The organism is Brevibacillus sp. AF8 (assembly GCF_021270385.1).
Taxonomy (GTDB): Bacteria; Bacillota; Bacilli; order Brevibacillales; family Brevibacillaceae; genus Brevibacillus.
Genome location: NZ_JAGQDN010000012.1, coordinates 137,822 through 160,660, shown reverse-complemented (window position 1 = coordinate 160,660; position 22,839 = coordinate 137,822). Strand labels below are relative to the sequence as shown.

Sequence of the window (22,839 nt, the reverse complement as noted above, 5' to 3'; positions counted from 1 at the left end):
GCATGTCTATCACATCGGTAACGCCCATCTTGGCAATGATCGCTGGCATCATTTTGAGCCTATCGCTCGGTTTTCCGATCGCATGGGGGATTGTTTTTGCGATCTTGGTCACACTGGTTAGTGTAAAAAGATTGGGTTATCCGTGGAAGCAGCAGTTCGTGTTTGGCTGGGAAGGTGTCCAAAAGGCAAAGCCCGTCCTTACGATTCTGTTTTTAGTAGGACTCTTGATTCCGCTACTAATGATGGGAGGAACCATTCCCGCCATCATTTACTACGGATTATCGATTGTGAATGTCGAGTATTTGTTCGTTCTTTCTTTTCTGTTGACCGCAGGCGTCAGTTATTTATTGGGTACATCAATCGGTACGCTGAGTACGATTGGGCTATCCCTGATGGGGATTGCACACGCAGCGGGGATATCACCTGCGATCGTAGGAGGTGCGCTCATCTCTGGAGCGATGGTGGGGGAGCGTTTCTCGCCGATATCCAGCAGTCGATTACTGGTGCTTTCCAATGTCGGTTTGACAGAAGAGCAGGAAAGAAGATTACGGCGTCCTGCTTTGCTTACGGTAGCGATTTGCGCGTTACTTTTCCTGATCCTTGATCTATTTCGACCTCAGGCGAACTCGACGGATACCATTCAAATGTACCAAGAGCTGTTGGTCAGTCATTTTTCTGTACATTGGCTGCTCATGCTGCCTCTCGTGGTGTTAATTGCTTCTTTTGCACTGAGAGTAAAAGCGGTGAAGGCATTGTTTTTCGGTATCGGAGCCAGTGCGATTCTAGTCGGGATCAATGGGAATTTGGATGTGAAGACGTTTTTTACATCGATGCTAGTTGGATTTGAGCTTCATTCAGGAACGCCGCTGGATCAACTGGTCCATGGGGGCGGGATGTTCGCCATCTTCAGTGTTCTGGCGTTAATCATTCTCGCAGGCTTTCTAAACGGCATTTTGAACAGAGCCAATTTATTAACCCCCATCGTAGACAAAATGATGGGTCATACAAAAAATAAGACGGTATTGGTAGCGAAAGCAGCGGCATTGTCGTTGTTGGTGGTTATCATCAGCTGTAATCAAACCATTCCGATTCTGGTTCTCGGTTCGACTCTTCTCGGACGGTTCTCCCAATGGGAGGGAGGGCGCGAGCTGTTGGGCAAGACAATGCTTGACTCCACAGTTGTCATGCCTGTACTGATTCCGTGGAACGGTCTATCGATGATGATGGCACTCACGTTAAGTGTTTCGACAATCCAGACGTTGCCCTTTGTGTTTTTTCCAATCTTATTACCGATTGTTACGATATTATCGACCCGCTGGTTTTCGCCAGAGGGCAGGTTTCTCGCAATGAAGAATAAAGCTAGCTAATGAGCAGGAGGTATACATTATGGTAAAAGTAGGTATTAACGGATTTGGTCGTATTGGTCGCAACGTATTTCGTGCAGCACTGAACAATCCGAATGTAGAAATCGTGGCGGTCAATGACCTGACAGATGCACACACACTGGCACACCTTTTGAAATATGACTCTGTTCATGGTGTTCTAAACGTGAGCGTTGAAGCTTCCGAAAACACGCTCATCGTTGACGGCAAAGAAATCAAGGTATTGGCAGAGCGCGATCCAGCTCAACTGAAGTGGGCAGATTACGGTGTTGAAATCGTAGTGGAATCGACTGGACGCTTTACAAAGCGCGAAGATGCAGCGAAGCACCTGGAAGGTGGCGCGAAAAAAGTCATCATCTCCGCTCCAGCAACAAATGAAGACATTACAGTCGTAATCGGTGTAAACGAAGACAAGTACGATCCGGCACAACACACAGTGATCTCCAACGCGTCCTGCACAACAAACTGCTTGGCGCCATTCGCAAAAGTTCTGAACGACAAATTCGGCATCGTACGCGGTTTGATGACAACCGTTCACTCTTACACCAACGACCAACAAATTCTCGACCTGCCGCACAAAGATTTGCGCCGTGCCCGTGCAGCTGCGGAGAACATCATTCCAACCTCTACAGGAGCGGCAAAAGCGGTAGCGCTCGTACTGCCTGAGCTGAAAGGCAAGCTGAACGGTTTCGCGATGCGCGTACCAACTCCAAACGTATCCGTAGTGGACCTGGTAGTTGAGTTGAAGGCAGACGCAACTGTTGAAGAAATCAACAACGCCCTGAAAGAAGCGGCAGAAGGCCCACTCAAAGGCATTCTCGGCTACTCCGAAGAGCCGCTCGTATCCTCTGATTACAATGGAAACCCTGCATCCTCCACAATCGATGCTTTGTCTACAATGGTACTCGAAGGAAACATGGTGAAAGTCGTTTCCTGGTACGATAACGAGTGGGGTTACTCCAATCGTGTCGTAGACTTGTGTCATTATGTTGCACAGCGCGGCTTCTAACACGTAAAATAGAACTGTTGTGGAAAAAAGGGAGAGCAATCTCCCTTTTCCCATATCTTTTTTCCGAATAAAAAGCCAATGATTTGGGAGGATCGTTCATGAACAAGAAATCTATCCGCGATGTTGAGCTGGCAGGCAAGCGCGTATTCTGCCGTGTTGACTTTAACGTGCCGATGCAGGACGGGGTAATCACCGACGATACACGCATTCGTGCTGCTGTACCAACCATCCGTTTCATGATGGAGGCAGGAGCCAAAGTAATCCTGGCGAGCCATTTTGGTCGTCCTAAAGGCCAAGTAGTGGAAGAGATGCGTCTTACTCCTGTCGCAGCCCATCTGTCCTCGCTCTTGGGCAAGGACGTGCGTAAGCTGGAGGATTGCCAAGGTGCGGACGTAGAAGCGGCAGTAGAACGGATGGAGTCTGGCGACGTCATTCTGTTGGAAAACGTACGCTTCCATGCGGGAGAAGAAAAGAACGATCCAGAACTGGCAAAAAGCTTTGCGGCTTTGGCTGATCTGTTTGTCAATGATGCATTCGGAACAGCTCACCGGGCACATGCTTCTACAGCGGGAATCGCTGAGTACATACCAGCAGTTGCGGGCTTGTTGATGGAAAAGGAAATTCGCTTTATGGGCGGAGCCTTGTCCAATCCGGAGCGTCCGTTTACAGCGATTGTCGGCGGTGCAAAAGTAAAAGATAAAATTGCTGTCATTGAAAATTTGTTGACCAAAGTCGATCACCTGATTATCGGCGGCGGTATGGCGAATACATTCCTCAAAGCACAAGGTTATGGCATTGGTGCTTCGCTGTGTGAAGACGACAAGCTGGACCTCGCACGTACATTGATGGATCAGGCAAAAGAGCGCGGCGTTCAATTGCTGATGCCAGTTGATGTTGTGGTAGCTGACCGTTTTGCGGCAGATGCGGAAAAGCAGGTCGTGGCAATCGATGCGATTCCAGAGGGCTGGATGGCACTCGATATCGGTCCAAAAACAGTGGAACAATACCACGGCGTCATTGTAGATTCGAAAACGGTTGTATGGAACGGTCCGATGGGCGTATTTGAAATGGATGCTTTTGCAGGCGGCACGATTGGTGTAGCCAAGGCGATGGCAGCATGCAGCGGAACGACGATCATCGGTGGCGGTGATTCCGTAGCAGCTGTGGAAAAAGCAGGCGTAGCTGAGCAGATGACACACATTTCTACAGGCGGCGGAGCGTCCCTGGAATTCATGGAAGGCAAGGAACTGCCAGGCGTAGCTGTGTTGGCAGATAACCAATAAGAGCGAAGAGGGGGAGTTTGCATGCGAACACCAATTATCGCGGGGAACTGGAAGATGTTCAAGACGATGGCCGAGGCAAGAGCGTTTGCGCAGGAAGCCAAGGCTGGCAATAATACTTCCGGAGTACAAAAAGTCATTTGCGCACCTTTTACAGCGTTGGCTGCACTTAAAGAAGAGCTGGCGGGCACGGATATTGCCATTGGCGCACAAAACATGCATTTTGAAGAGCAAGGTGCTTTTACAGGCGAAATCAGCGCGTCCATGCTAAAAGAAATCGGTGTGGAGTACGTGATCCTTGGTCACTCTGAGCGCCGTCAATATTTCAACGAAACAGATGAGACGGTGAACAAAAAGGTTGTAGCCGCATTAGCAGCAGGTCTCGTACCGATTGTGTGCGTAGGCGAGAGTTTGGAGCAGCGGGAAGCGGGCGAGACAGCTGACGTAGTCCGTACGCAGACTGAAGGTGCTTTTGCCGGAGTGGATGCTGCACAAGTGGCGGATACGGTTATTGCATACGAGCCGATCTGGGCGATTGGCACAGGCAAGTCTTCCACGGCAGAGGATGCCAATGAAACGATTGCGATTATTCGTAGCGTAATCGGTGAACGCTTCGGACAAGCGACAGCTGAGAAAGTGCGCATTCAATACGGCGGAAGCGTTAAGCCGGAAAACATCGCAAGCTACATGGCACAGCCGGATATCGACGGAGCATTGGTTGGTGGAGCGAGTCTCGTAGCGGACAGTTACCTGCAGCTTGTGGCAGGAGCTACGTCGCGATAGGAGGAGAAAGCAATGGCACAAAGACCAAAACCGGTTGCCCTTTTGATTGTGGATGGTTTTGCTCTGCGGAACGAGACGTATGGTAACGCAGTAGCACAAGCCAACAAGCCGAATTTTGACCGTTACTGGAACCAATACCCTCATGCGACCCTTGAGGCAAGTGGGCTGGCTGTGGGACTGCCAGAAGGACAGATGGGGAATTCCGAGGTTGGCCATCTCAATATCGGGGCAGGGCGTGTTGTTTATCAGGATTTGACGCGCATTACCAAGTCGATTCAAGAAGGCGCTTTTTTTGAGAACGAAACGCTGATCGCTGCTTTCCGGCACGCGAAGCAAAACGGCAAACAGCTCCACCTGTTCGGGCTTCTGTCCGATGGTGGTGTACACAGTCACATTGACCACCTGTTTGCAATGCTCGAGTTGGCGAAAAAGCAGGACTTTACGGATGTGTTCATCCACGGTTTTCTCGATGGCCGCGATGTATCGCCTGACAGTGCAGTGGGTTATATCGAACAACTGCAAGCCAAAATTGCAGAGATCGGCGTTGGCCGAATTGCTACCGTACAAGGTCGCTACTATGCGATGGATCGTGACAAACGCTGGGAGCGCGTAGAGAAGGCGTATCGTGCCATGGTGTACGCAGATGCTCCTGCTTATCGTGATCCAATTCAGGCGGTTAAGGAATCCTATGAAAAGTCCATTATGGATGAATTCGTCATGCCAACCGTGATTCTCGATGAAGACGGAAAACCAGTGACGACCGTTCAAAGCGGCGATTCGATTATTTTTTATAATTTCCGCCCGGATCGTGCGATTCAAATGTCGCAGGCATTCACGAATGAAGATTTCCGTGGATTTGACCGCGGAGATAAGCGACCGCGTGATCTGCATTTTGTGTGCCTGACGCATTTTTCCGAGACGGTTAATGGGTACGTCGCTTACAAGCCTTCCAATCTGGATAACACGTTGGGAGAGGTGCTTTCCCAGCACGGCTTGAAGCAGCTGCGCATTGCCGAGACGGAGAAATACCCGCATGTGACGTTCTTCTTCAGTGGCGGGCGTGAAAAGGAGTTTCCAGGTGAGACGCGTATCCTGATTCCTTCGCCAAAAGTGGCGACGTACGACTTGCAGCCGGAGATGAGTGCTCCAGAGCTGACAGACGCTGTTGTCGCTGAGATCGAGGCAGACAATTTTGACGCGATCATCCTGAACTTTGCCAACTGCGACATGGTTGGTCATTCCGGTATGATGGAGCCCACGATCAAAGCAGTCGAGACAGTGGATGCATGCTTGGGCCGAGTCGTCGATGCAATCGTAGCAAAAGGTGGCGTAGCCGTCATCACAGCTGACCACGGAAACGCGGATCTGATGCTGGATGAAGCGGGACGTCCGATTACTTCACACAGTACGTATCCGGTGCCTGTAATCGTGACAAAAGACGGGGCTACTCTGCGCGAAGACGGTATTTTGGCCGACTTGTCGCCAACGCTTCTGGAGCTTTTGGGGGTAGCGCAACCGGTTGAAATGACAGGCAAATCGTTACTTGCAAAATAGGCTTCACTGGGACACACTGTAAGGGTAGCTTGACGTTTAACTCGAAATAGATTGTAAGTGCATTTGAAAAAAGGAGATGGACGAGAAATGGCAATGATTACTGACATTTATGCACGCGAAATTATGGACTCCCGCGGTAATCCAACTGTGGAAGTAGAAGTATACCTCGAAGATGGCTCGATGGGTCGCGCAGATGTTCCATCTGGTGCGTCTACAGGTGCGTATGAAGCAGTGGAGCTTCGCGACGGTGACAAATCCCGTTACTTGGGTAAAGGTGTTCTGAAAGCCGTAGAAAACGTGAATGAAATCATTGCTCCTGAACTGATCGGCATGGATGCCCTGGATCAAGTTGGCATTGATATGGCGATGATTCAGCTCGACGGCACGCCAAACAAAGGCAAGCTGGGCGCAAACGCGATTCTCGGCGTGTCTATGGCAGTGGCACGTGCGGCTGCAGAATCTCTCGGCGTTCCTCTCTACAACTACCTCGGCGGCTTCAACGCGAGAATGTTGCCAGTTCCTATGATGAACATCCTGAACGGTGGTAAGCACGCAGACAACACCGTAGACATTCAGGAATTCATGGTCATGCCAGTAGGTGCTACATCCTTCAAGGAAGCGCTGCGCACAGGTGCGGAAATTTTCCACTCCCTGAAAAAGGTACTGGGTGAAAAAGGTCTGAGCACAGCAGTAGGAGATGAGGGCGGTTTCGCTCCAAACCTGAAATCCAACGAAGAAGCGATCACAACCATTTTGGATGCGATCAAGGCAGCAGGCTATGAGCCAGGCAAAGACGTGTTCCTCGCGCTGGACGTAGCAGCTACAGAAATGTTCAAAGATGGCAAATACCACTTCGAAGGCGAAGGCGTTGTGAAAACAACAGAAGAAATGATCGCGTTCTACGAAGACCTCGTAAACAAATACCCGATCATCTCCATCGAAGACGGTCTGTCTGAAGACGATTGGGATGGCTGGAAAGCGCTGACTGACAAGTTGGGCAGCAAAGTTCAGCTGGTTGGTGACGACTTGTTTGTAACCAACACCGAGCGTCTGGCTCGCGGAATCGAGACCTCTACAGGTAACTCCATTCTGGTAAAAGTAAACCAAATCGGTACGCTGACAGAAACCTTCGAAGCAATCGAAATGGCGAAGCTGGCTGGTTATACTGCGGTGATTTCCCACCGTTCCGGTGAAACCGAAGACTCTACAATCTCTGATATCGCAGTGGCTACAAATGCAGGTCAAATCAAGACTGGTGCACCTTCCCGCACGGACCGCGTAGCGAAGTACAACCAATTGCTCCGTATTGAAGACGAACTGGCTGATACAGCTCGTTTTGGCGGTCGTTCTGCATTCTACAACCTGAAGAAATAAGCTCGTATGATTGATAGATAAAAAGAGCACGCGGTAGTCCAGGACGCAAAAAAGTCCGGGACTACCGCTGTTCTTTTTGTAGGATTAAAGAAACATGCCACCGGACGCCTCGATTCGTTGCGCGTTCACCCAGCCCATTTCGTCGGTGCACAATGACGCGACAAGACCACCAATATCATCAGCTCTCCCAACACGGCCTAACGCTGTTTGCGAGCCAATAAAGTCATGTATATCCTGATTATCCCGTACTGCCCCTCCCTGAAAGTCCGTAGCAATCGCTCCCGGGGCGATCGTATTAACCCGGATACCCCGTTTTCCCCATTCCTTTGCCATATATCTCGTCAATACTTCGACGGCACCTTTCATGGCGGCGTATGCTCCATAGCCGTCAAGGGCAAACCGGGTCAATCCAGTCGAGATATTAATGATTCGTCCATCATCAGAAATACGGGACAATAATTTCTGTGTTAAGAAAAATACGCCTTTGAGGTGCACGTTTACCAAACTGTCAAACTGTTCCTCAGTAGTAGCCGAAAGTGGAGCGTTCACTCCGAAACCAGCGTTGTTAATCAGAACATCGAAATGCTCTGTACTCCATTTTTCTTTCAGTAAATCGGCAAGGCGGGATGCGAACCTTTCAAAAGTGGATACGTCACCCGCATCAAGTTGCAGGGCGGCAGCTTTTTGACCATTCTCCTCAATTTCTTTGATTACCAATTCCGCTTCTTCCTTGCGAGAATGATACGTCAGGATGACATCAAATCCTTTTCGAGATAGCGCGATAGCTGAATTTCTCCCTAGCCCGCGACTACCACCCGTTACCAGCACGATCTTTTGAGTTTTTTTCATAGCGATTTATCCCCTTTATGTTTTGATTGGACCACTTGAATGGTAGTAAACATGTGATCTATAGTGAGCATAAAGGTTAAAGTTTACTTTAAGTCAAGGGGGAGTGAAAAGTATGTTTTACACGATTAAGCAGGTGGCTGACCGATTCGGCCTACCCGCTCATACATTGCGTTACTATGACAAAGAAGGCCTGCTACCCTTTGTCTCAAGAGACAAAAACGGCAACCGTCTCTTTAGCGAATTGGATCTCAATTGGATAGCCTTAATCTGCTGCCTCAAAAATACCGGTATGCCCATTAAAGAAATCAAAGAATACAGTGATTGGTGTAAGCAAGGTAGTCAAAAGTTGGAGGAGAGAAAAGCACTCCTAATCGCTCATCGTGAACAAGTGGAAAAGCAAATCGAGGAATTCCAGAAAAACCTTGCGCTCATCGATACGAAGATAGCAACCTACGAAGATCCCGAAATGGTTAAAAAAATGGACGAGCAAGCGACATTGGCTTTGCAGCAACCTTCCCGTTAGCTTCATGAAGGACGTTTTTGCTTACGAAAAAATACTGCCCATACCACTCGATGGACAGTCTTTTTATTGTTTGGAGCTTATGACATGGCGAATGCTTTTTGTTCGGTCTGCACAGTACCCAGACGGCTTTTACTGTACGGGATGCACATAGGAGTTCCGTACAGGGGGTCTTGCGTAATTTGGCAATCCATATCGAAAACCGTACGGACAAGGTCGGTCGTCAGCACTTCGTTCGGAGACCCTTCTGCCACGACGGTCTGATTGTGAACGGCAACGATATGATGGGCATAGCGGCAAGCGAGATTCAGATCGTGGAGAACCATGACGATGGTGCGCTGTTCCGTTTGATTCAGTTCAAACAACAGGTCCAAAATCTCAATCTGATGCGACATATCCAAATAAGTCGTAGGCTCATCCAGCAAAATGGTTTCGGTTCCTTGGGCGAGCGTCATCGCAATCCAGGCGCGCTGACGTTGGCCGCCAGAGAGACTGTCGACGGCACGGTTAGCCATATCCGTGAGTTGAGTAGCTGCCAATGCTTTGTTGACCATCTGCTCGTCTTCTTCTGACCATTGCTGTAGCCAGTTTTGATAAGGATAGCGTCCTTGTTTGACCAATTGCAGAATCGTCAATCCTTCTGGTGCAGATGGGCCTTGAGGAAGGATGGCAAGACGTTTGGCTACCTCTTTGGTAGAGCGTTTCGCGATCGATTCTCCTTCCAGCAGGATGGCGCCTTCCTTTGGTTTGAGTAAACGTGCCAGAGAGCGCAGCAACGTCGATTTGCCGCTGCCATTACTTCCAATGAAAACGGTGATTTTTCCACGCGGGATGTTTAAGTCTAATGCTTCAATGATGTTGCGTTCTCCGTACGATAACGTAAGCTGTTGGGTTTCCAAAGCTTGCATATGGTCTGGACTCCTTTCAAACGCATAGGAAGTAAAAAAATAATTTCAGGGCCGCATGTGGCTCTGGTGGGGAGAAGAATATTTCCAGTCTAGGCTCCAGGCTCCGTCCCACTGGAAGTGTGTACTGTCCGCTCCGAAGGGATTCGCGGGGAAACGCAAAAGCGGTAGCCGCTTCGTCGTATGGGCACGGTTGCGTTTCTTTTGCCCGCGAATCCCTTCTCCGCTCGGTAGGACTCCACAAGTCGCTACGTCTGGAAATATTCTTCTCTGGAGTAACGGAATATGCTCTACATTCTTTTAAGGCTTTTAAAATCGGACTAACATGGAAAGCTCGTAGAGGAAACAGGAGAAAACAGCGAAGATCTTTGGTACACCGACCGAGACTCCATGCAAAAAGTGAAACACGCTCTTAAGCGTCCACCTCTGAAAAACATCCTGAAAGAACAACTTTGGACGCGGTTTCGCTTTTTGCATGGAGTCGGGCAGTGAATCCCTCAGCGGGTGGGACAAGAATCTGAGCGTTTTCTCCTGTTTCCTCCCCACCACTACAGCGGGACTAAGTTTTTTCCTAGCGATTTCGGTTTTTGTACAGCAAGTAGATGAAAAACGGAGCGCCGATGGCAGAGGTGAATACTCCTACAGGCACTTCGATTGGTGAAAAAGCCATGCGTGCAATCAAATCCGCAAGCAATACGATAATGGCACCCAAGAAAGCCGAGAGTGTCATGGCACCGCCAAAGGACGGACCAATCATTTGTTTGGCAATGTGTGGGGCCAGCAAAGCCACAAAGCTGATATCTCCTCCAACAGAGACGGCTGTTCCCGTCAATGCCGCGCAAATCATCAGTAGGAGGAAACGATCCAATTGCAAGGAACTGCCGAGACTCGTTGCCAGATCATCGCCGAGCTGTTGAATGTTCACGCGTCTAGCAAGGAAGCCGGCTACGAGAATCAGTCCGACGACCCACGGCAAAATCATGAATACATCGTTCCAGTCAACGCCGTAGATGCTACCAGTCAGCCAGAGTAATGCCTTATTTTGCAGCAAAAACGGACTGAACATGATCAGCATGGTGACGATGGCACCCGCTGCGATTTTGATTCCCACACCGATCATGACGAGACGAAGCGGTGTGACGCCTTTTTTCCAAGAGAGGGCGTACAACAGGAATGTCGTCAATGTTGCCCCCAAAAAAGCGATGGGAGGAAGCCACTTAATGCTCACTGTTTCAAACAAGATCAAAAAGCCGACTGCAAAAACAGATGCTCCACCCGATACCCCAAGAATATCCGGGGAAGCCAACGGGTTGCGGACGAGCCCCTGCATGATGGCACCAGCGACGGCAAGTGCAGCACCTACCAAAATGGCAATGACGATGCGAGGCAGTCGAAATTGCTCCACAATCAAAGCATTCTCTTCTGAACCGATTCCCAACAAAACTTTTACCACATCGAGCGAGGCGATTTTCATTTCACCCATTCCGAGACTGACAACCGCTACTGCGATGACGACCAGCAAGGAGAGTAGCGAAAACAAGATCGTCCTTTTATGTAGCTGAAACGATGAAAAGCGCTTGCCGATGCGAAGAGACAGGTAGTCTTTCATTATTTATCCAGCCCCTTGCGTGCGACATAGATGAAGAACGGAATCCCGATCAGGGCTGTCATTACTCCAATAGGAACCTCAACAGGCATTGCAATATAGCGAGCGCCGATGTCTGCTAACAGCAGCAGGATGGAACCAAGCAGACCGCTGTACAAAAGTACCCAGCGTGTATCGATTCCGACGAGATAGCGGGCCAGATGTGGAGTGACCAAACCGACAAAACCAATAGGTCCAGCAACAGCAACTGCGCAACCGGATAAGAGAACAATGACGATTCCAACACTGAATTTGACCAATAATGTGCGTTGTCCGAGACCTTTTGCTACGTCATCACCCATCAACAACGTTTGAATCGGACGTGCGAGGACAAAAGCAGCGATCCAGGCGATGACCATATAAGGAAAGACAGTGGCTAAGTACTCCAGCTTTCTGCCTCCGACTGACCCTGCCAGCCAGAAAAGCACCTCGTCCGTAGCCTTTTCATTCAGGACCATCATGCCGTGTCGGATCGAAGAAGCCAAGGCGGTGATAGCTGCACCCGCTAGGACCAGCTTCACAGGCGAAAGTCCATCTCTGCCGAATGAACCGAGCATGTAAACGATCAAACCTGCTACAGCGGCCCCTAGAAAGGAAATCCATGTAAACTGGGTCAAGGAGCTGATCCCGACAAAAGTAACGGCGAACACAACAAAAAGAGAAGCACCTGCATTAAGACCGAACAGTTCAACGTCTGCAACAGGGTTTCTCGTCAAGGATTGCAGCAGAGTTCCGGCCAAGCCGAGGCAGAAACCGACCGTAAGTGCATTGAGCACACGCGGTACTCGCACTTCTTTAATGACGATGTGTTCATTGGAGCCGTTAAAATTCGTATAGGCATCAATCGCAGTTTGCCAGCTCGTGTCAATGACGCCAAAGATGAGGCTGGCATAACTGAGGTAAGTCAGAAGGAGAAGGGCGAATACCAGTCCCAGAATTTTACGAAAGTTGCTAGCTAAAAAAGTATTCATGATGGCTACATCCTTATTTCTTAGATGGTTTCATAGTTAAGTGTAGAGCTACATAAAGGAAGTGTCAATGACGTTGATAGTCATTATCATTTTATGATTGACTTTTGACAAGCAGGGGAGTAGGATAGACTCTGTCATTGATATGAATTCTCATTATAGAAAAGGGAAAGGGGTCCTTTCATCATGTTTTCTCGTACATATCGGACCGCAGGCGGTAAAGCTTTTTTTGCTGTCTTAATGGCGCTCTTACTGGTTGTTACCGGTTGTGGAACTCCGCAAGCAAGCGAACAAAAGCCGGCAGAACAAAAGCCTGCTGACCAAGCAACAGGCAATTCCGAGGGTTCCGGCCAAAGCTACACAGTGAAACACGCGATGGGCGAAACAACCATTAAAGGTACGCCAGAACGCATCGTCATGTTGACTAACCAAGGTACTGAAACTCTGATGGCTCTCGGTGTGAAGCCAGTAGGGGCTGTAGGTGCAGCTAATGATCCAACACAATTCTACGATTTCACCAAGTCTTTCCTTGAGGGTACAAAATCCGTAGGTACAGAAGGACAACCTAACCTGGAAGCAATTGCGGCACTGAAACCTGACTTGATTCTGGGTATGAAATTCCGTCATGAAAAAATTTATCAACAATTGACTGCAATTGCTCCAACCGTATTCGTGGAAGAGCCACGCGGCGACTGGAAAGAAAACTTCTCTTTGTTCGCGGAAGCAGTAAACAAAAAGGCTGAGGGTGAAAAAATCCTCGCTGATTGGAACAAACGCGTAGAAGAGTTTAAAGCAAAAGCGGGCGACAAGCTGAACACAAAAGTATCTGTTGTACGTTTCATGCCTGGCAAAGTTCGCATCTACTACAAAAACACCTTCACTGGTGCGATTTTCAAAGACCTTGGCCTGGCACGTCCAGCTGCCCAAGACAAAGACGATTTCGCAGCAGAAGTAACCAAAGAGCGCATTCCGGAAATGGATGGCGACATCATGTTCTACTTTACGTACGAAACAGGCAAGGGCGAGGCATCCAAGCTGGAGCAAGAGTGGACAAACGATTCACTCTGGAAAAACCTGAACGTCGTGAAAGCGGGCAAAGCATTCAAAGTGGATGACACCATCTGGAATACTTCCGGTGGCGTAATCGCAGCGAATAAAGTGCTGGATGAGCTGGAAGGCTACATCATCGGTAAATAATGAAAAAAGACGGGACTGATGCTCCCGTCTTTTTTTTGTGTGGTTATCCCGCCATGTTGTTGAATGTTCCTCGTGGGTAGTAAATGTTTACGTGATCGATGAAGATAGTGTTTGGGTCATCGGTCATGATGCCTGAGAAAATAAATTTCAATTCGTAATCAGGGGTTACCTTGTAGGTGTAGATGGTTTGGCCGCCCGTTGTGGTTTTGCTAGCTGGCTCCCCAAGTGTTTCACGCACCTCGGCAAGTGTAATTGCTTGCAGGCGTGGGTCATAGGAACGAATATCAACGATTTGCATTCCTTTGTTAAAGGCGAAGACTAGGTTGAGATCCCGGTACGTATTGTATGTGATGCCATTGACGAAGGAGACGACATCCGGTTTGCCCAACTGTTTTTCTGCGTCATCGAATACATCCTTTTCTAAACGATACTGACTGCCGATGATTTGGCCTTTCCCGGCGAGATCACGCACGCTTTGCAACAATTCGGCATTATTCCCATAAAGCATCAGATTTTTGTTTCCTTGCGGGTAGTACAGTTGGTATTCCACAAGAATCAAGTCTTCTTTGCTCGTGCTTTTCGTGCCTTGGAAGATCAGCTTGACCTGATATTCACTCGTCACATCATAGGTATAAATTGTATGATCGCCAAACTCGCTGATACGGCTCGGTTTTCCCCAGCTCTTTTCGACGGCAGACAAGCTGATTTGCTGCAAGCGTGAATCTGTCCTGTGCATGTCTACGAGCTGCATGCCTTTGTTGTAGCCAAACACGACTTCTTTTTTCGGGTAGGCAGAGTAGATCAGTCCATTTGCTGAGTAGGTTTTCTCAGGCTTTCCCCAGCCCTTTTCTACTTCATCTATCGTTTTTTCCAGAACGAAAGGAAGGGAGATGACTCTGCCTTTTTTTGCATTTGAACGAATTTGTGACAAGAGCTCCTCTGACTGCGGAATAGGCTGTGTTGTCACGCTGTTGTTTGGACCGGGTCCCGGAGAAGCGGTAGGAGAGCCAGGAGCAATAGGTGCAACGGTATCTGGCAATGTACTCTGTTGTTGGTTCGTAAGGAGTGAGGCTCCCAGCCAGACGGTCACAGCAAGTACGGAGCAGAGGGCCAATCCCTTGCCAATCGTAGCGAAACCACGATAAGAAGCAGTCCCCCCAGATTTGCTCACATTTGTTTTGCGAATAGCAGAAACGATCTCGTGCTTTTTTTCTCCGCTCATTTTCATATCCGGCATCCCTTTCAATTTCTCTAGTAAATCATGGTCTGAATTAGATCGCATCGCCAATCATCTCCTTTTTCTCACGCTCAAGTATTTCTCTGACAGCTTTCATGGCGCGGTGCAATGTCACGTTTACTTTGTTTTCGGACCACCCCAGTATTTCAGCCGTCTCCTTGGAGGACAGTCCCTTGACCCCACGCAAAATGAGCACCTCACGAAATGCGGGTTTTACTTCTCGGATTGCATGGTAAAGTGCTTGCTGCTCCTCATGTACGTGCAAAATTTCCTCCGGTGTTTTTTCTTCAGTCTCTACATTCGCCAGCCATTTGTCTGGCAGCCAATTACGCAGACGTTGCTTTCGTTTATGATCGATGGCGGTATTTCTGGCAATCGTCAATAGCCATGTTTTCGGTTGCGATCTGCCTTCGAATGCATCCAGAGACCGAAGCGCTTTTAAAAAGACATCCTGAACGAGGTCTTCCACATCGCGGGTTCCTGTGTAGTAAATAAGAAATTTGTAAATATCATCGCCATAGCGTAGGAACCATTGCTCCATTAAACCGTTTTTGTCCATAGCTGAACCACCTTTTGTACGTTCTACATGTAATTTGACGACTCAGGGTGCATTTCATTACAAAAACAAAAAAACTGCCGGAAGCTGTGTCCGACAGTGCTTGTATTTAAGGGTGGAGCATGGAATCCCGCGTAAACCAGAGCTGATAGCTGAGTATGCTGATCAGAACCGCTGAAATGGCCGCTGAGGAGCTAAAGCTGAGCATAATGAGGATTTGGTAGCGAACGGCCTCGATGGGACTGGCACCCGCGACGATCATTCCGGTCATCATCCCTGGCAATTGGACGAGTCCGATTGTTTTCATCGTGTCAAAGGTGGGGATCATACTCGCTTTGACGGCTCGCTTCAACACTACATGCACGGCTTGGCGAGAAGTGGCTCCCAGACAAAGCAGAGTTTCGATTTCCCCGCGAGAGGCTTCTACTTCTCTGTTCATATGCGTGAGAAAAAGGCTCATGACGATCATGGAGCTGCCAATAATCATGCCGCTCATCGGGATGAGGTACTGCGGCGTAGGAGAAACAAGCCCGAGTACAACCAACAGTCCCATAGTGATGACCTCTGTTATTGCAATTGATATAGAGATCCGCCAAAAGATCCCCGATAAATGCTTGGCTCTGCTGGCAGCGTTCCACGAAGCGACCAAGATCATCATGAGAATGATCAATAATATAAACCAGACACTATCGGCAGCAAAGACAAAATGTAGGACGTAGCCGATCCCGAGCAATTGAACGGTAGAGCGGATGGTGCCAATCAAAATATCCTTTTCCAAGCCGAGCTTCTGCCAAACGGAGAGCAGGAGGGCAATGAAAACAAATGCATAGGCAAAGAGTAGCCACATGTATGAATCCGTAAGCGTATGCGTCATCGCTGCACCTCACTGAGGGCAGCGTGGACATTCCCATCTTGCAAAAATTCACGAGCTTCCTCGGATTGAGGCGAGTGGAAAAACGCTTCAGAATCTGTGTCTTCTGCGAGCTGGTGGTTGGCCATAAACCAAATGCGCTTGCAAGCGGCTCGTGCTTCTTCTAAATCATGGGTGACCCAAATTAAGGTCGTGCCCGTTTGGTGGTGCAAATCCACGAGGAGCCGTTCAGCAGCCTGTTTGCTTTTCGTATCGAGTGAAGCGGTGACCTCATCCAGCAGCAGGACAGATGGCTGAAGCATCAGGCTACGAACGAGAGCGAGCCGTTGTTTTTCACCGCCGGAGAGTTGAGCGGCCGGTTTTGACCAATCAATCTCTTCCATATATAACTGTTCCATCAAGGCTGAGGCGAGCTTCTTATCAAAAGGACGCTGATGCAGGGTACTTACTGTCCGCAGATTGTCTTCCACGCTGCCTGGCAGCATAACGGCCTGCTGAGCCACATAACTGATTTTCATTCGCCAAGCTTTCGCGTCCCACAGTGTCATTTCTTTCTTCTCCAGGAAAACCGTACCGGCGTCAGGTTGCAGAAGACGACCCAAAATACGAAGCAAGGTGCTTTTTCCCTGACCTGATTTCCCCAGAATGCCAATAATCGTAGGCTCCATAATGCTAGTGTTTACGTCACGGAACAACCATGTACGTGCAGGGGAGTGGATTTGTTTCCCCAAAGCTTCAATCTTGATGATCATATGAAAAGCCTCCCCATTAACGCGGAAAACACCGAAGAGGAAAAGTCTTCGGTGTTTCTTTCTTACAGGCTATCTATGTACTTATTTCTTCTCCGACAGCCACTGTGAAACCGCTTGAATTTCTGGTTGTTTCTTCAGCATTCCAGGGGGCATGCCGCCTTTACCTTCTTTGATGATTTTAGCAATGTCGTCAGCGCTAAGTGTCGCTCCAATTTTTGTCAGGTTTGGACCTGCAATGCCTTCGAGATTTTGACCATGACAGGAAGCGCAATTTTGTTTAAATACAGCAGCAGCGTCAATTTGTGCAGTTGGTGCGCCGCCACCATTTGCTTCTTCGCCATGTTTTGGTGGGAAAATGATTGATCCTACAAGTGCAATGAGAAAAACAAGAAACAAGATACCAAACGAAGTAAAAAAGGCCTTCGCGGAATCAATTACATCGTTTTGATTCATGTCTTTTTTGTTGGACCCAGCCATCTGACAAAGACCTCCCAAAGCAAATTATAAAGTTTCATGGTAATTTTACGGCAAAAGTTTGACAATATCAAGGCGACTACCCAACAAGACAAAGAAAGTACACAATTTGCCATTTTTTCGTAAAAACACGTTGCTCTTATTCTACCTTATAACGGTCAATATTATTTGAAAGAATTTCTCTTATAATGGAAGGGATAGCGGGTTGCTGTTACCAGACAAGTGTGATAAAGTTGTTGTATTGGTTTTTTCCGCCTTGGAAATACGTTTTGAGGTGAATGAAGATGGCATTGGCTGCGAAAATTTTACTTGTGATCGCAAGTATTGGCTTAATTATCGTCGTGTTGCTGCAATCGGGAAAAAGTGCCGGCCTTTCCGGAGCGATTGGTGGCGGCGCAGAGCAACTGATGGGCAAACAAAAAGCCCGCGGGATTGACGCACTTTTAGGGAAACTGACCGTTGTATTTGCGGTTGGCTTCATGATTTTTGCGATTTTGCTCGGGTATTTCTTGAAAACAGGAGCGTAATAGACGAACGGCCGAAAGACAGCGAGTGCAACTTGCTGTCTTTTTCTCTATTCCGATTGCGATATGCGGGAACGGTGAATACTACATAATAGGATGGTCATGGAGAAACGCGGGAATGCCACGCGAAAAAGGAGGTTTGTGAATGGAAGATCAAGAAAAAATACTCGCGTTTATGCGAGAGCAAGCATACCACCCGATGACGGTGAGGGAACTGGAAGAAGCATTTGGAATCAAGGATTCTGCCACGTTCAAGGAGCTTGTGAAAACACTGAATGCACTGGAAGCGAGCGGAGAGGTGATCCGCACGAGAGCGAATCGGTATGGTGTGCCTGAAAAAATGAATCTGGTGCGTGGACGTCTGCAAAGTCATCCGAAGGGCTTCGGATTTGTGATCCCGGAAACACAGGGCGCGGAGGACGTATACGTTCATGCGAATGATATGAACGGTGCGCTGCATGGGGATACCGTATTGGTCCGTGTGGAAAAGGAAGCGGGCGGCAATCGTCTGGAAGGACAAATTATTCGCATCGTCGAGCGGGGAATGAAGCAGGTCGTAGGGACGTTCAAGGACGAGACGTATTACGCGTTTGTCATTCCCGACGAAAAGCGGCTCGGCAAGGATATTTTTATCCCAAAAGAAGCCTATAACGGTGCTGTAGATGGTCACAAGGTAGTCGTCAACATCGTTCGTTACCCAGAGGGGCGAGTGAATCCTGAGGGTGAGGTCGTCGAGATTCTCGGCCATAAGAACGATCCGGGCGTCGATATCCTGTCGATCATCCGCAAGTTCAACTTGCCAGAAGCTTTTCCAGATGACGTGTTAGCAGAGGCTGAGGCTGCACCAGATGAGATTTCCGAGGAGGAGATCAGCGGTCGTCGTGACTTGCGTGAGCGGATGATGGTTACGATCGACGGTGCAGATGCCAAAGACTTGGACGATGCCGTTTCCCTGGAGAGGCTGCCAAATGGAAACCTGAGACTCGGCGTGCATATCGCTGACGTCAGCTACTATGTTCGTGAAAAGTCCCAGCTGGACAATGAGGCGTATCGTCGCGGTACCAGTGTCTACTTAGTTGACCGCGTGATCCCGATGCTGCCACATCGCTTGTCCAACGGCATATGCAGTCTCAATCCGCAGGTAGACCGATTGACGATTTCCTGCGATATGGAGATGGATGCGAACGGAAACACCGTCAAGTACGACATCTTTTTGAGTGTAATTCGTACAGATGAGCGCATGACGTATGCAGATGTACGCAGTATTTTGGAAGACAAGGACGAAGCTTTGATTGAGAAGTACAGCAGACTCGTCCCGATGTTCGAGGATATGAAAGAGCTGGCCTTGAAGCTGCGTAAAAAACGGATGCAGCGCGGCGCCATTGATTTCGATTTCCGCGAAGCGAAAATTTACGTCGATGAAGAGGGAACCCCTACAGAAATCGGCTTCCGTACGCGATCGATTGCGGAGCAGATCATCGAGGAGTTCATGCTCGCTGCCAACGAAACAGTGGCCGAGCATTTCCACTGGATGAAGCAGCCGTTCATGTACCGGATTCACGAAGATCCGAATGCTGAAAAACTCATGGCCTTTATGGAGTTCATCACGAATTTTGGCTACTCAATCCGTGGCAAGGGCAATTCTGTCCATCCACGTGCGTTGCAGCAGTTGCTGGAAGAGGTAAAGGGAACACCGGAAGAAATTATTATCAGCACCGTCATGCTGCGTTCGATGAAGCAAGCGCGCTATGACGCGGAAAGTCTGGGGCATTACGGCTTGTCTACGGAGTTTTATACTCATTTTACTTCGCCGATTCGCCGTTATCCCGACCTGATCGTCCACCGTCGCATTCGCGAATGGATCGAGCTGGGGAATCAAATATCAGAAAAACGTCTGGGGTACTGGGCAGAGCAAATGCCAGTAATCGCGGAGCATGCGTCACAACGTGAACGGTTGGCTGTCGATGCCGAGCGTGAAACAGACGATCTGAAAAAAGCAGAGTTCATGCTTGAGCGAGTGGGAGAAGAATTCGAGGGCGTCATCTCCAGCGTCACTTCGTTTGGGATTTTCGTCGAGCTTCCTAACACGATTGAAGGCTTGGTGCACGTCAGCTTTTTGACCGACGACTACTATCATTACCATGAGAAAATGTTTGCGCTGGTCGGTGAGCGTACAGGCAAGCAGTATCGGATCGGGGATGTCGTCGAGGTACGTGTAGCCAATGTAAACGTGGATGAACGCACCATCGACTTCGAAATCGTCGGGATGCCAAAGGCTGGGTTCCGCGGCAGCCGTGAGCGTACGCCTCGCGTAATAGATGGTCGAGGTGGAGATCGTAAGCCGACACGTGGCAAACAAGATCGTTCACGCACAGGCCGTCCAGATCGTCCAGGCAAACCAGATCGTCAAAAGGACAAAAAGCATCCAGCGGAAATCCGTCAAAAATACAAGGATCGCCGCAAAACGGAAGGGAACAAACCTCCTCGCCGTGCTGGATCGGGCAAAGCATCGAGCGGTGAAGAAGTGCTGCCAATCGGTGCAGGAGAAGGAGATACCCCAGCGAAACGCCAGAAGGGATTCTGGGAAGATCTCGTCAAGTCGAAGAAAAAGAACCGCAAAAATGTAGCCAGTCAGGCGAAACGGAAACGCCGTTAAACAGTTGTTTAAACCCCGAAAAGTACGCGGAACGATCCGTTTCCCTTTTCGGGGTTGGCTATTTACCGGGTAAATGACTTGCCACAATGGGCAAAATTTGCTAGACTAACTGGTACGAAACGCAGTACGTACAAGTGAGGTGATCTCCATGTCAAAAGATAAGGCCGGAACCAAGACAATCGCCCAAAACCGAAAAGCGCGCCACGATTACCACATCGAGCAAGTATACGAGGCAGGCATTGAGCTGACCGGTACGGAGATCAAGTCCGTGCGTGCGGCTCGTGTCCAGCTCAAGGACAGCTTCGCTCGTGTGCAGAATGGCGAATTGCTACTGTACAATGTGCATATTAGTCCGTACGAGCAGGGAAATCGTTTTAACCATGAGCCAGAGCGGACTCGCAAGTTGCTGATGCGTCGCTTGGAAATCCTCAAGCTCAATGGTCTGATTCGCGAAAGAGGGTACTCGCTGGTCCCGCTCAGCATTTATTTGAAGGGCGGTTGGGCCAAGGTCGAGCTCGCACTTGTCAAAGGGAAAAAGAACTACGACAAGCGTGAAGACCTCAAGAAAAAAGAGTCTGCGCGTGATATCGAGCGTGCTCTGCGCGAACGCCAAAAAGGTTGATTGGATTGCACTGGCAGGCTTGGCAGCAATCAACGTTGAGTTTTGGTTGTCGCCTGTGCTATATTTAATAAGCAACAACAAGCCAATACACTGTTAGTTACAATACAGTCTAGGTGCGGATTTAATGGCTCTTCACCTAGACTTTTTCTCACCTACCTGGGGGCGTTCTGGATTCGACGGGGATGGTAGAGCATGAGAAGCGAGCCGGGGGGCTGCGGACCTCGTCAACAACGCGGAACGCCATTAACTGGCAACAAACAACTTTCTCTCGCTGCTTAATAACCAGTGAGGCGCTACCATTCCATCGCCCATGTGGCATGACTAGCGCTCAACTTTAGTGGGATACGCCGGAGGCTTCCGCCTGGAGCCGAAGGAAGAAGATCAATCAGGCTAGGTAACGGGTCAGCGCGTCACTCCGCGAATCCGGTACCGAAATTTAAATGAGTGACTGCGCTCGGAGATGCTCATGTATCGCTGTTTTCGGACGGGGGTTCGAATCCCCCCGCCTCCACCAAAATACACCCACAATATCGAGTTTAAAAATGACGTCTACATGTTCTGCATGGACGACAACTTTCTCTACATAGTGCTGAATAAACTTTTTGATTTCAGGAATGTTTTTCTCAGCAATGAATGATTTAAACCGAGAGAACAGTTCACGAAGGATTTCTTCTGTGATCACTGTTCTTTTTTCTTTTAATTCAAGCTCTTTCATCCGCACTTCCAAACTGGCTTTGTTATATTCCAAGTCCTCCATTTTGGACAAAAATGATGCATGAGTAAGACCCTTAGAAACAGCATCGACAATATTCTGAATCTGCTTATCGATTTCCGTAAGCTGCTTTCTCGAATCACTGGTATTTCGTTCATGCTCTCATCTTCATTTTGCTCAATGTACTCGTTGAGCCGGACTACCAATTCAGGGATTGCTTCTTCGCACAGTAGATTTTTATGAAGCTGGTCAACTACATAATTCTCGATGTATTCCCGGCGAATCTCCTTATTGGTACAGCCTTTGGTTCGATCGCGATGATTGCAGCGATATGTTACATACTTTAGCTTGCTCCGACCGCTGAATTTACGGTTACCAACCATCGCGGCACCGCATACCCCGCAATAAATCAATCCGCTAAGCATGTAAGTCTGACGGATATTGTAAAACTGCTCGGGGAGCGGATTCGGAATATACGAAAAGAAATGGGTTTAAGTCAGGAGAAATTAGGGGAACTGACAGGGCTGCATGAAAAATATATTGGACAAGTGGAGCGGGGCGAGAAGAACCTGTCTATCGATAGTTTGTATAAGATTTCTAATGGCTTGAACATGTCATTGGAGGAACTGTTCCGTTCATTAGACCCGATTATAAGAGAGGATGATTTCGGGGAACTTTTGGAACTTCTGAATAAAAGACCAAAAACTGACCATACAATGATATTGAAGGTTGCGAAGGTTATTTTAGAGCAGCGGGGTAACAAGTAATTTAAACATTGAGTATTAAAAATAAATAGAATTTAGGAAATAAAAAACGGCAAAACTCTTTTTAAAACAGGGGCTTTGCCGTTTTTACAATTTTATAAATTGATTTACACCTGAAAATGGAGCTTGAGAAAAATGATTTCAGTAGTTGTTAAATACAGGTAATGAGTAGATAATTAGTCCTAGAGAATATTTGCCATTGAGG

General features: G+C 48.6%; 22 protein-coding genes and 1 other RNA gene. 13 read left to right on the top strand and 10 right to left on the bottom strand.

Annotated features, from left to right (window positions below):
* Nucleotides 1–2: 2 nt before the first annotated feature.
* From KB186_RS16915 to eno, 6 genes are all read left to right on the top strand, one after another.
* On the top strand, nt 3–1,367 hold the full coding sequence (locus KB186_RS16915) for a Na+/H+ antiporter NhaC family protein (RefSeq protein WP_173611029.1): 1,365 nt from the start codon (nt 3–5) through the stop codon (nt 1,365–1,367).
* 19 nt (nt 1,368–1,386) lie between these two features.
* On the top strand, nt 1,387–2,391 hold the full coding sequence (gene gap, locus KB186_RS16910) for a type I glyceraldehyde-3-phosphate dehydrogenase (RefSeq protein ID WP_106783570.1): 1,005 nt from the start codon (nt 1,387–1,389) through the stop codon (nt 2,389–2,391).
* Between the two features lie 98 nt (nt 2,392–2,489).
* The gene (locus tag KB186_RS16905) at nt 2,490–3,674 is read left to right on the top strand and encodes a phosphoglycerate kinase (RefSeq protein ID WP_173611030.1); all 1,185 of its coding nucleotides are present in this window, start codon (nt 2,490–2,492) and stop codon (nt 3,672–3,674) included.
* Between the two features lie 21 nt (nt 3,675–3,695).
* Nucleotides 3,696–4,454, top strand: coding sequence for a triose-phosphate isomerase (gene tpiA, locus KB186_RS16900; RefSeq protein WP_173611031.1), 759 nt, complete (start codon nt 3,696–3,698; stop codon nt 4,452–4,454).
* A 12-nt stretch (nt 4,455–4,466) separates the two neighbouring features.
* Complete coding sequence (gpmI, locus tag KB186_RS16895; protein ID WP_173611032.1) at nt 4,467–6,008, top strand: 2,3-bisphosphoglycerate-independent phosphoglycerate mutase; 1,542 nt, start codon at nt 4,467–4,469, stop codon at nt 6,006–6,008.
* 87 nt (nt 6,009–6,095) lie between these two features.
* Entirely contained in the window at nt 6,096–7,382 is a 1,287-nt protein-coding gene (gene eno, locus KB186_RS16890; RefSeq protein WP_015893463.1) for a phosphopyruvate hydratase, read from the top strand.
* Nucleotides 7,383–7,466: 84 nt separating this feature from the next.
* Here eno and KB186_RS16885 read toward each other — a convergent pair whose 3' ends face one another.
* Nucleotides 7,467–8,231, bottom strand: coding sequence for an SDR family NAD(P)-dependent oxidoreductase (locus KB186_RS16885; protein ID WP_173611033.1), 765 nt, complete (start codon nt 8,229–8,231; stop codon nt 7,467–7,469).
* Between the two features lie 112 nt (nt 8,232–8,343).
* Between KB186_RS16885 and KB186_RS16880 the strand changes: the two genes are divergently transcribed.
* Nucleotides 8,344–8,754, top strand: coding sequence for a MerR family transcriptional regulator (locus KB186_RS16880; RefSeq protein WP_173611034.1), 411 nt, complete (start codon nt 8,344–8,346; stop codon nt 8,752–8,754).
* 77 nt (nt 8,755–8,831) lie between these two features.
* Here the strand turns inward: KB186_RS16880 and KB186_RS16875 are convergent, their stop codons facing one another.
* The 3 genes from KB186_RS16875 to KB186_RS16865 all read right to left on the bottom strand — a co-directional run bounded on the left by KB186_RS16875 (nt 8,832) and on the right by KB186_RS16865 (nt 12,272).
* The gene (locus KB186_RS16875; protein WP_173611035.1) at nt 8,832–9,659 is read right to left on the bottom strand and encodes an ABC transporter ATP-binding protein; all 828 of its coding nucleotides are present in this window, start codon (nt 9,657–9,659) and stop codon (nt 8,832–8,834) included.
* 568 nt (nt 9,660–10,227) lie between these two features.
* Nucleotides 10,228–11,265 carry a FecCD family ABC transporter permease gene (locus tag KB186_RS16870; protein ID WP_221868256.1) on the bottom strand — a complete coding sequence of 346 codons (1,038 nt, stop codon included), beginning with the start codon at nt 11,263–11,265 and terminating at the stop codon, nt 10,228–10,230.
* Nucleotides 11,265–12,272 carry a FecCD family ABC transporter permease gene (locus tag KB186_RS16865; protein ID WP_232774033.1) on the bottom strand — a complete coding sequence of 336 codons (1,008 nt, stop codon included), beginning with the start codon at nt 12,270–12,272 and terminating at the stop codon, nt 11,265–11,267. The genes KB186_RS16870 and KB186_RS16865 overlap by 1 nt, the downstream gene beginning before the upstream one ends.
* Before the next feature lie 183 nt (nt 12,273–12,455).
* On the opposite strand from KB186_RS16865, the gene KB186_RS16860 reads away from it, so the two are divergent.
* On the top strand, nt 12,456–13,466 hold the full coding sequence (locus tag KB186_RS16860; RefSeq protein ID WP_173611038.1) for an ABC transporter substrate-binding protein: 1,011 nt from the start codon (nt 12,456–12,458) through the stop codon (nt 13,464–13,466).
* Between the two features lie 43 nt (nt 13,467–13,509).
* On the opposite strand, the gene KB186_RS16855 is transcribed toward KB186_RS16860, so the two are convergent.
* From KB186_RS16855 to KB186_RS16835, 5 genes are all read right to left on the bottom strand, one after another.
* Nucleotides 13,510–14,748, bottom strand: a complete 1,239-nt coding sequence (locus tag KB186_RS16855; RefSeq protein ID WP_173611039.1) for a YjgB family protein — start codon at nt 14,746–14,748, stop codon at nt 13,510–13,512.
* Nucleotides 14,738–15,262 (bottom strand): RNA polymerase sigma factor, encoded by a 525-nt coding sequence (locus tag KB186_RS16850; protein WP_221868257.1) that lies wholly within the window; start codon nt 15,260–15,262, stop codon nt 14,738–14,740. The genes KB186_RS16855 and KB186_RS16850 overlap by 11 nt, the downstream gene beginning before the upstream one ends.
* 106 nt (nt 15,263–15,368) lie before the next feature.
* On the bottom strand, nt 15,369–16,133 hold the full coding sequence (locus KB186_RS16845; protein WP_232774032.1) for an ABC transporter permease: 765 nt from the start codon (nt 16,131–16,133) through the stop codon (nt 15,369–15,371).
* On the bottom strand, nt 16,130–16,882 hold the full coding sequence (locus tag KB186_RS16840; protein WP_232774031.1) for an ABC transporter ATP-binding protein: 753 nt from the start codon (nt 16,880–16,882) through the stop codon (nt 16,130–16,132). The genes KB186_RS16845 and KB186_RS16840 overlap by 4 nt, the downstream gene beginning before the upstream one ends.
* 81 nt (nt 16,883–16,963) lie before the next feature.
* Nucleotides 16,964–17,359, bottom strand: a complete 396-nt coding sequence (locus tag KB186_RS16835) for a YqzM family protein (protein WP_047069673.1) — start codon at nt 17,357–17,359, stop codon at nt 16,964–16,966.
* A 281-nt stretch (nt 17,360–17,640) separates the two neighbouring features.
* Between KB186_RS16835 and secG the strand changes: the two genes are divergently transcribed.
* The 4 genes from secG (at nt 17,641) to ssrA (ending at nt 21,672) form a co-directional block, all read left to right on the top strand.
* Nucleotides 17,641–17,883, top strand: coding sequence for a preprotein translocase subunit SecG (gene secG / locus KB186_RS16830; protein WP_047069672.1), 243 nt, complete (start codon nt 17,641–17,643; stop codon nt 17,881–17,883).
* Nucleotides 17,884–18,025: 142 nt separating this feature from the next.
* Nucleotides 18,026–20,536 (top strand): ribonuclease R, encoded by a 2,511-nt coding sequence (rnr, locus tag KB186_RS16825; RefSeq protein ID WP_232774030.1) that lies wholly within the window; start codon nt 18,026–18,028, stop codon nt 20,534–20,536.
* 148 nt (nt 20,537–20,684) lie between these two features.
* Nucleotides 20,685–21,158: an SsrA-binding protein SmpB gene (gene smpB, locus KB186_RS16820; protein ID WP_016740379.1), complete on the top strand. Its 474-nt coding sequence runs from the start codon at nt 20,685–20,687 to the stop codon at nt 21,156–21,158.
* Nucleotides 21,159–21,316: 158 nt separating this feature from the next.
* Nucleotides 21,317–21,672: a transfer-messenger RNA gene (gene ssrA, locus KB186_RS16815) on the top strand.
* Between the two features lie 197 nt (nt 21,673–21,869).
* On the opposite strand, the gene KB186_RS28470 is transcribed toward ssrA, so the two are convergent.
* Entirely contained in the window at nt 21,870–22,295 is a 426-nt protein-coding gene (locus tag KB186_RS28470) for a recombinase zinc ribbon domain-containing protein (RefSeq protein ID WP_370646698.1), read from the bottom strand.
* Between KB186_RS28470 and KB186_RS16810 the strand changes: the two genes are divergently transcribed.
* Entirely contained in the window at nt 22,275–22,637 is a 363-nt protein-coding gene (locus tag KB186_RS16810; RefSeq protein WP_370646703.1) for a helix-turn-helix domain-containing protein, read from the top strand. The genes KB186_RS28470 and KB186_RS16810 overlap by 21 nt on opposite strands.
* Nucleotides 22,638–22,839 lie beyond the last annotated feature (202 nt).

Excerpts from the sequence above, each read along its gene's own strand:
- KB186_RS16915 (WP_173611029.1), top strand. The coding sequence starts at position 3 with ATGTCTATCACATCGGTAACGCCCATCTTGGCAATGATCGCTGGCATC.
- tpiA (WP_173611031.1), top strand. The coding sequence starts at position 3,696 with ATGCGAACACCAATTATCGCGGGGAACTGGAAGATGTTCAAGACGATG.
- KB186_RS16875 (WP_173611035.1), bottom strand. The coding sequence starts at position 9,659 with ATGCAAGCTTTGGAAACCCAACAGCTTACGTTATCGTACGGAGAACGC.
- smpB (WP_016740379.1), top strand. The coding sequence starts at position 20,685 with ATGTCAAAAGATAAGGCCGGAACCAAGACAATCGCCCAAAACCGAAAA.
- KB186_RS16905 (WP_173611030.1), top strand. The coding sequence starts at position 2,490 with ATGAACAAGAAATCTATCCGCGATGTTGAGCTGGCAGGCAAGCGCGTA.
- KB186_RS16845 (WP_232774032.1), bottom strand. The coding sequence starts at position 16,133 with ATGACGCATACGCTTACGGATTCATACATGTGGCTACTCTTTGCCTAT.
- gap (WP_106783570.1), top strand. The coding sequence starts at position 1,387 with ATGGTAAAAGTAGGTATTAACGGATTTGGTCGTATTGGTCGCAACGTA.
- KB186_RS16865 (WP_232774033.1), bottom strand. The coding sequence starts at position 12,272 with ATGAATACTTTTTTAGCTAGCAACTTTCGTAAAATTCTGGGACTGGTA.
- KB186_RS28470 (WP_370646698.1), bottom strand. The coding sequence starts at position 22,295 with ATGCTTAGCGGATTGATTTATTGCGGGGTATGCGGTGCCGCGATGGTT.
- KB186_RS16885 (WP_173611033.1), bottom strand. The coding sequence starts at position 8,231 with ATGAAAAAAACTCAAAAGATCGTGCTGGTAACGGGTGGTAGTCGCGGG.
- KB186_RS16870 (WP_221868256.1), bottom strand. The coding sequence starts at position 11,265 with ATGAAAGACTACCTGTCTCTTCGCATCGGCAAGCGCTTTTCATCGTTT.
- KB186_RS16835 (WP_047069673.1), bottom strand. The coding sequence starts at position 17,359 with ATGGCTGGGTCCAACAAAAAAGACATGAATCAAAACGATGTAATTGAT.
- rnr (WP_232774030.1), top strand. The coding sequence starts at position 18,026 with ATGGAAGATCAAGAAAAAATACTCGCGTTTATGCGAGAGCAAGCATAC.
- gpmI (WP_173611032.1), top strand. The coding sequence starts at position 4,467 with ATGGCACAAAGACCAAAACCGGTTGCCCTTTTGATTGTGGATGGTTTT.
- KB186_RS16860 (WP_173611038.1), top strand. The coding sequence starts at position 12,456 with ATGTTTTCTCGTACATATCGGACCGCAGGCGGTAAAGCTTTTTTTGCT.
- KB186_RS16840 (WP_232774031.1), bottom strand. The coding sequence starts at position 16,882 with ATGATCATCAAGATTGAAGCTTTGGGGAAACAAATCCACTCCCCTGCA.
- KB186_RS16850 (WP_221868257.1), bottom strand. The coding sequence starts at position 15,262 with ATGGACAAAAACGGTTTAATGGAGCAATGGTTCCTACGCTATGGCGAT.
- KB186_RS16855 (WP_173611039.1), bottom strand. The coding sequence starts at position 14,748 with ATGCGATCTAATTCAGACCATGATTTACTAGAGAAATTGAAAGGGATG.
- KB186_RS16880 (WP_173611034.1), top strand. The coding sequence starts at position 8,344 with ATGTTTTACACGATTAAGCAGGTGGCTGACCGATTCGGCCTACCCGCT.
- secG (WP_047069672.1), top strand. The coding sequence starts at position 17,641 with ATGGCATTGGCTGCGAAAATTTTACTTGTGATCGCAAGTATTGGCTTA.
- eno (WP_015893463.1), top strand. The coding sequence starts at position 6,096 with ATGGCAATGATTACTGACATTTATGCACGCGAAATTATGGACTCCCGC.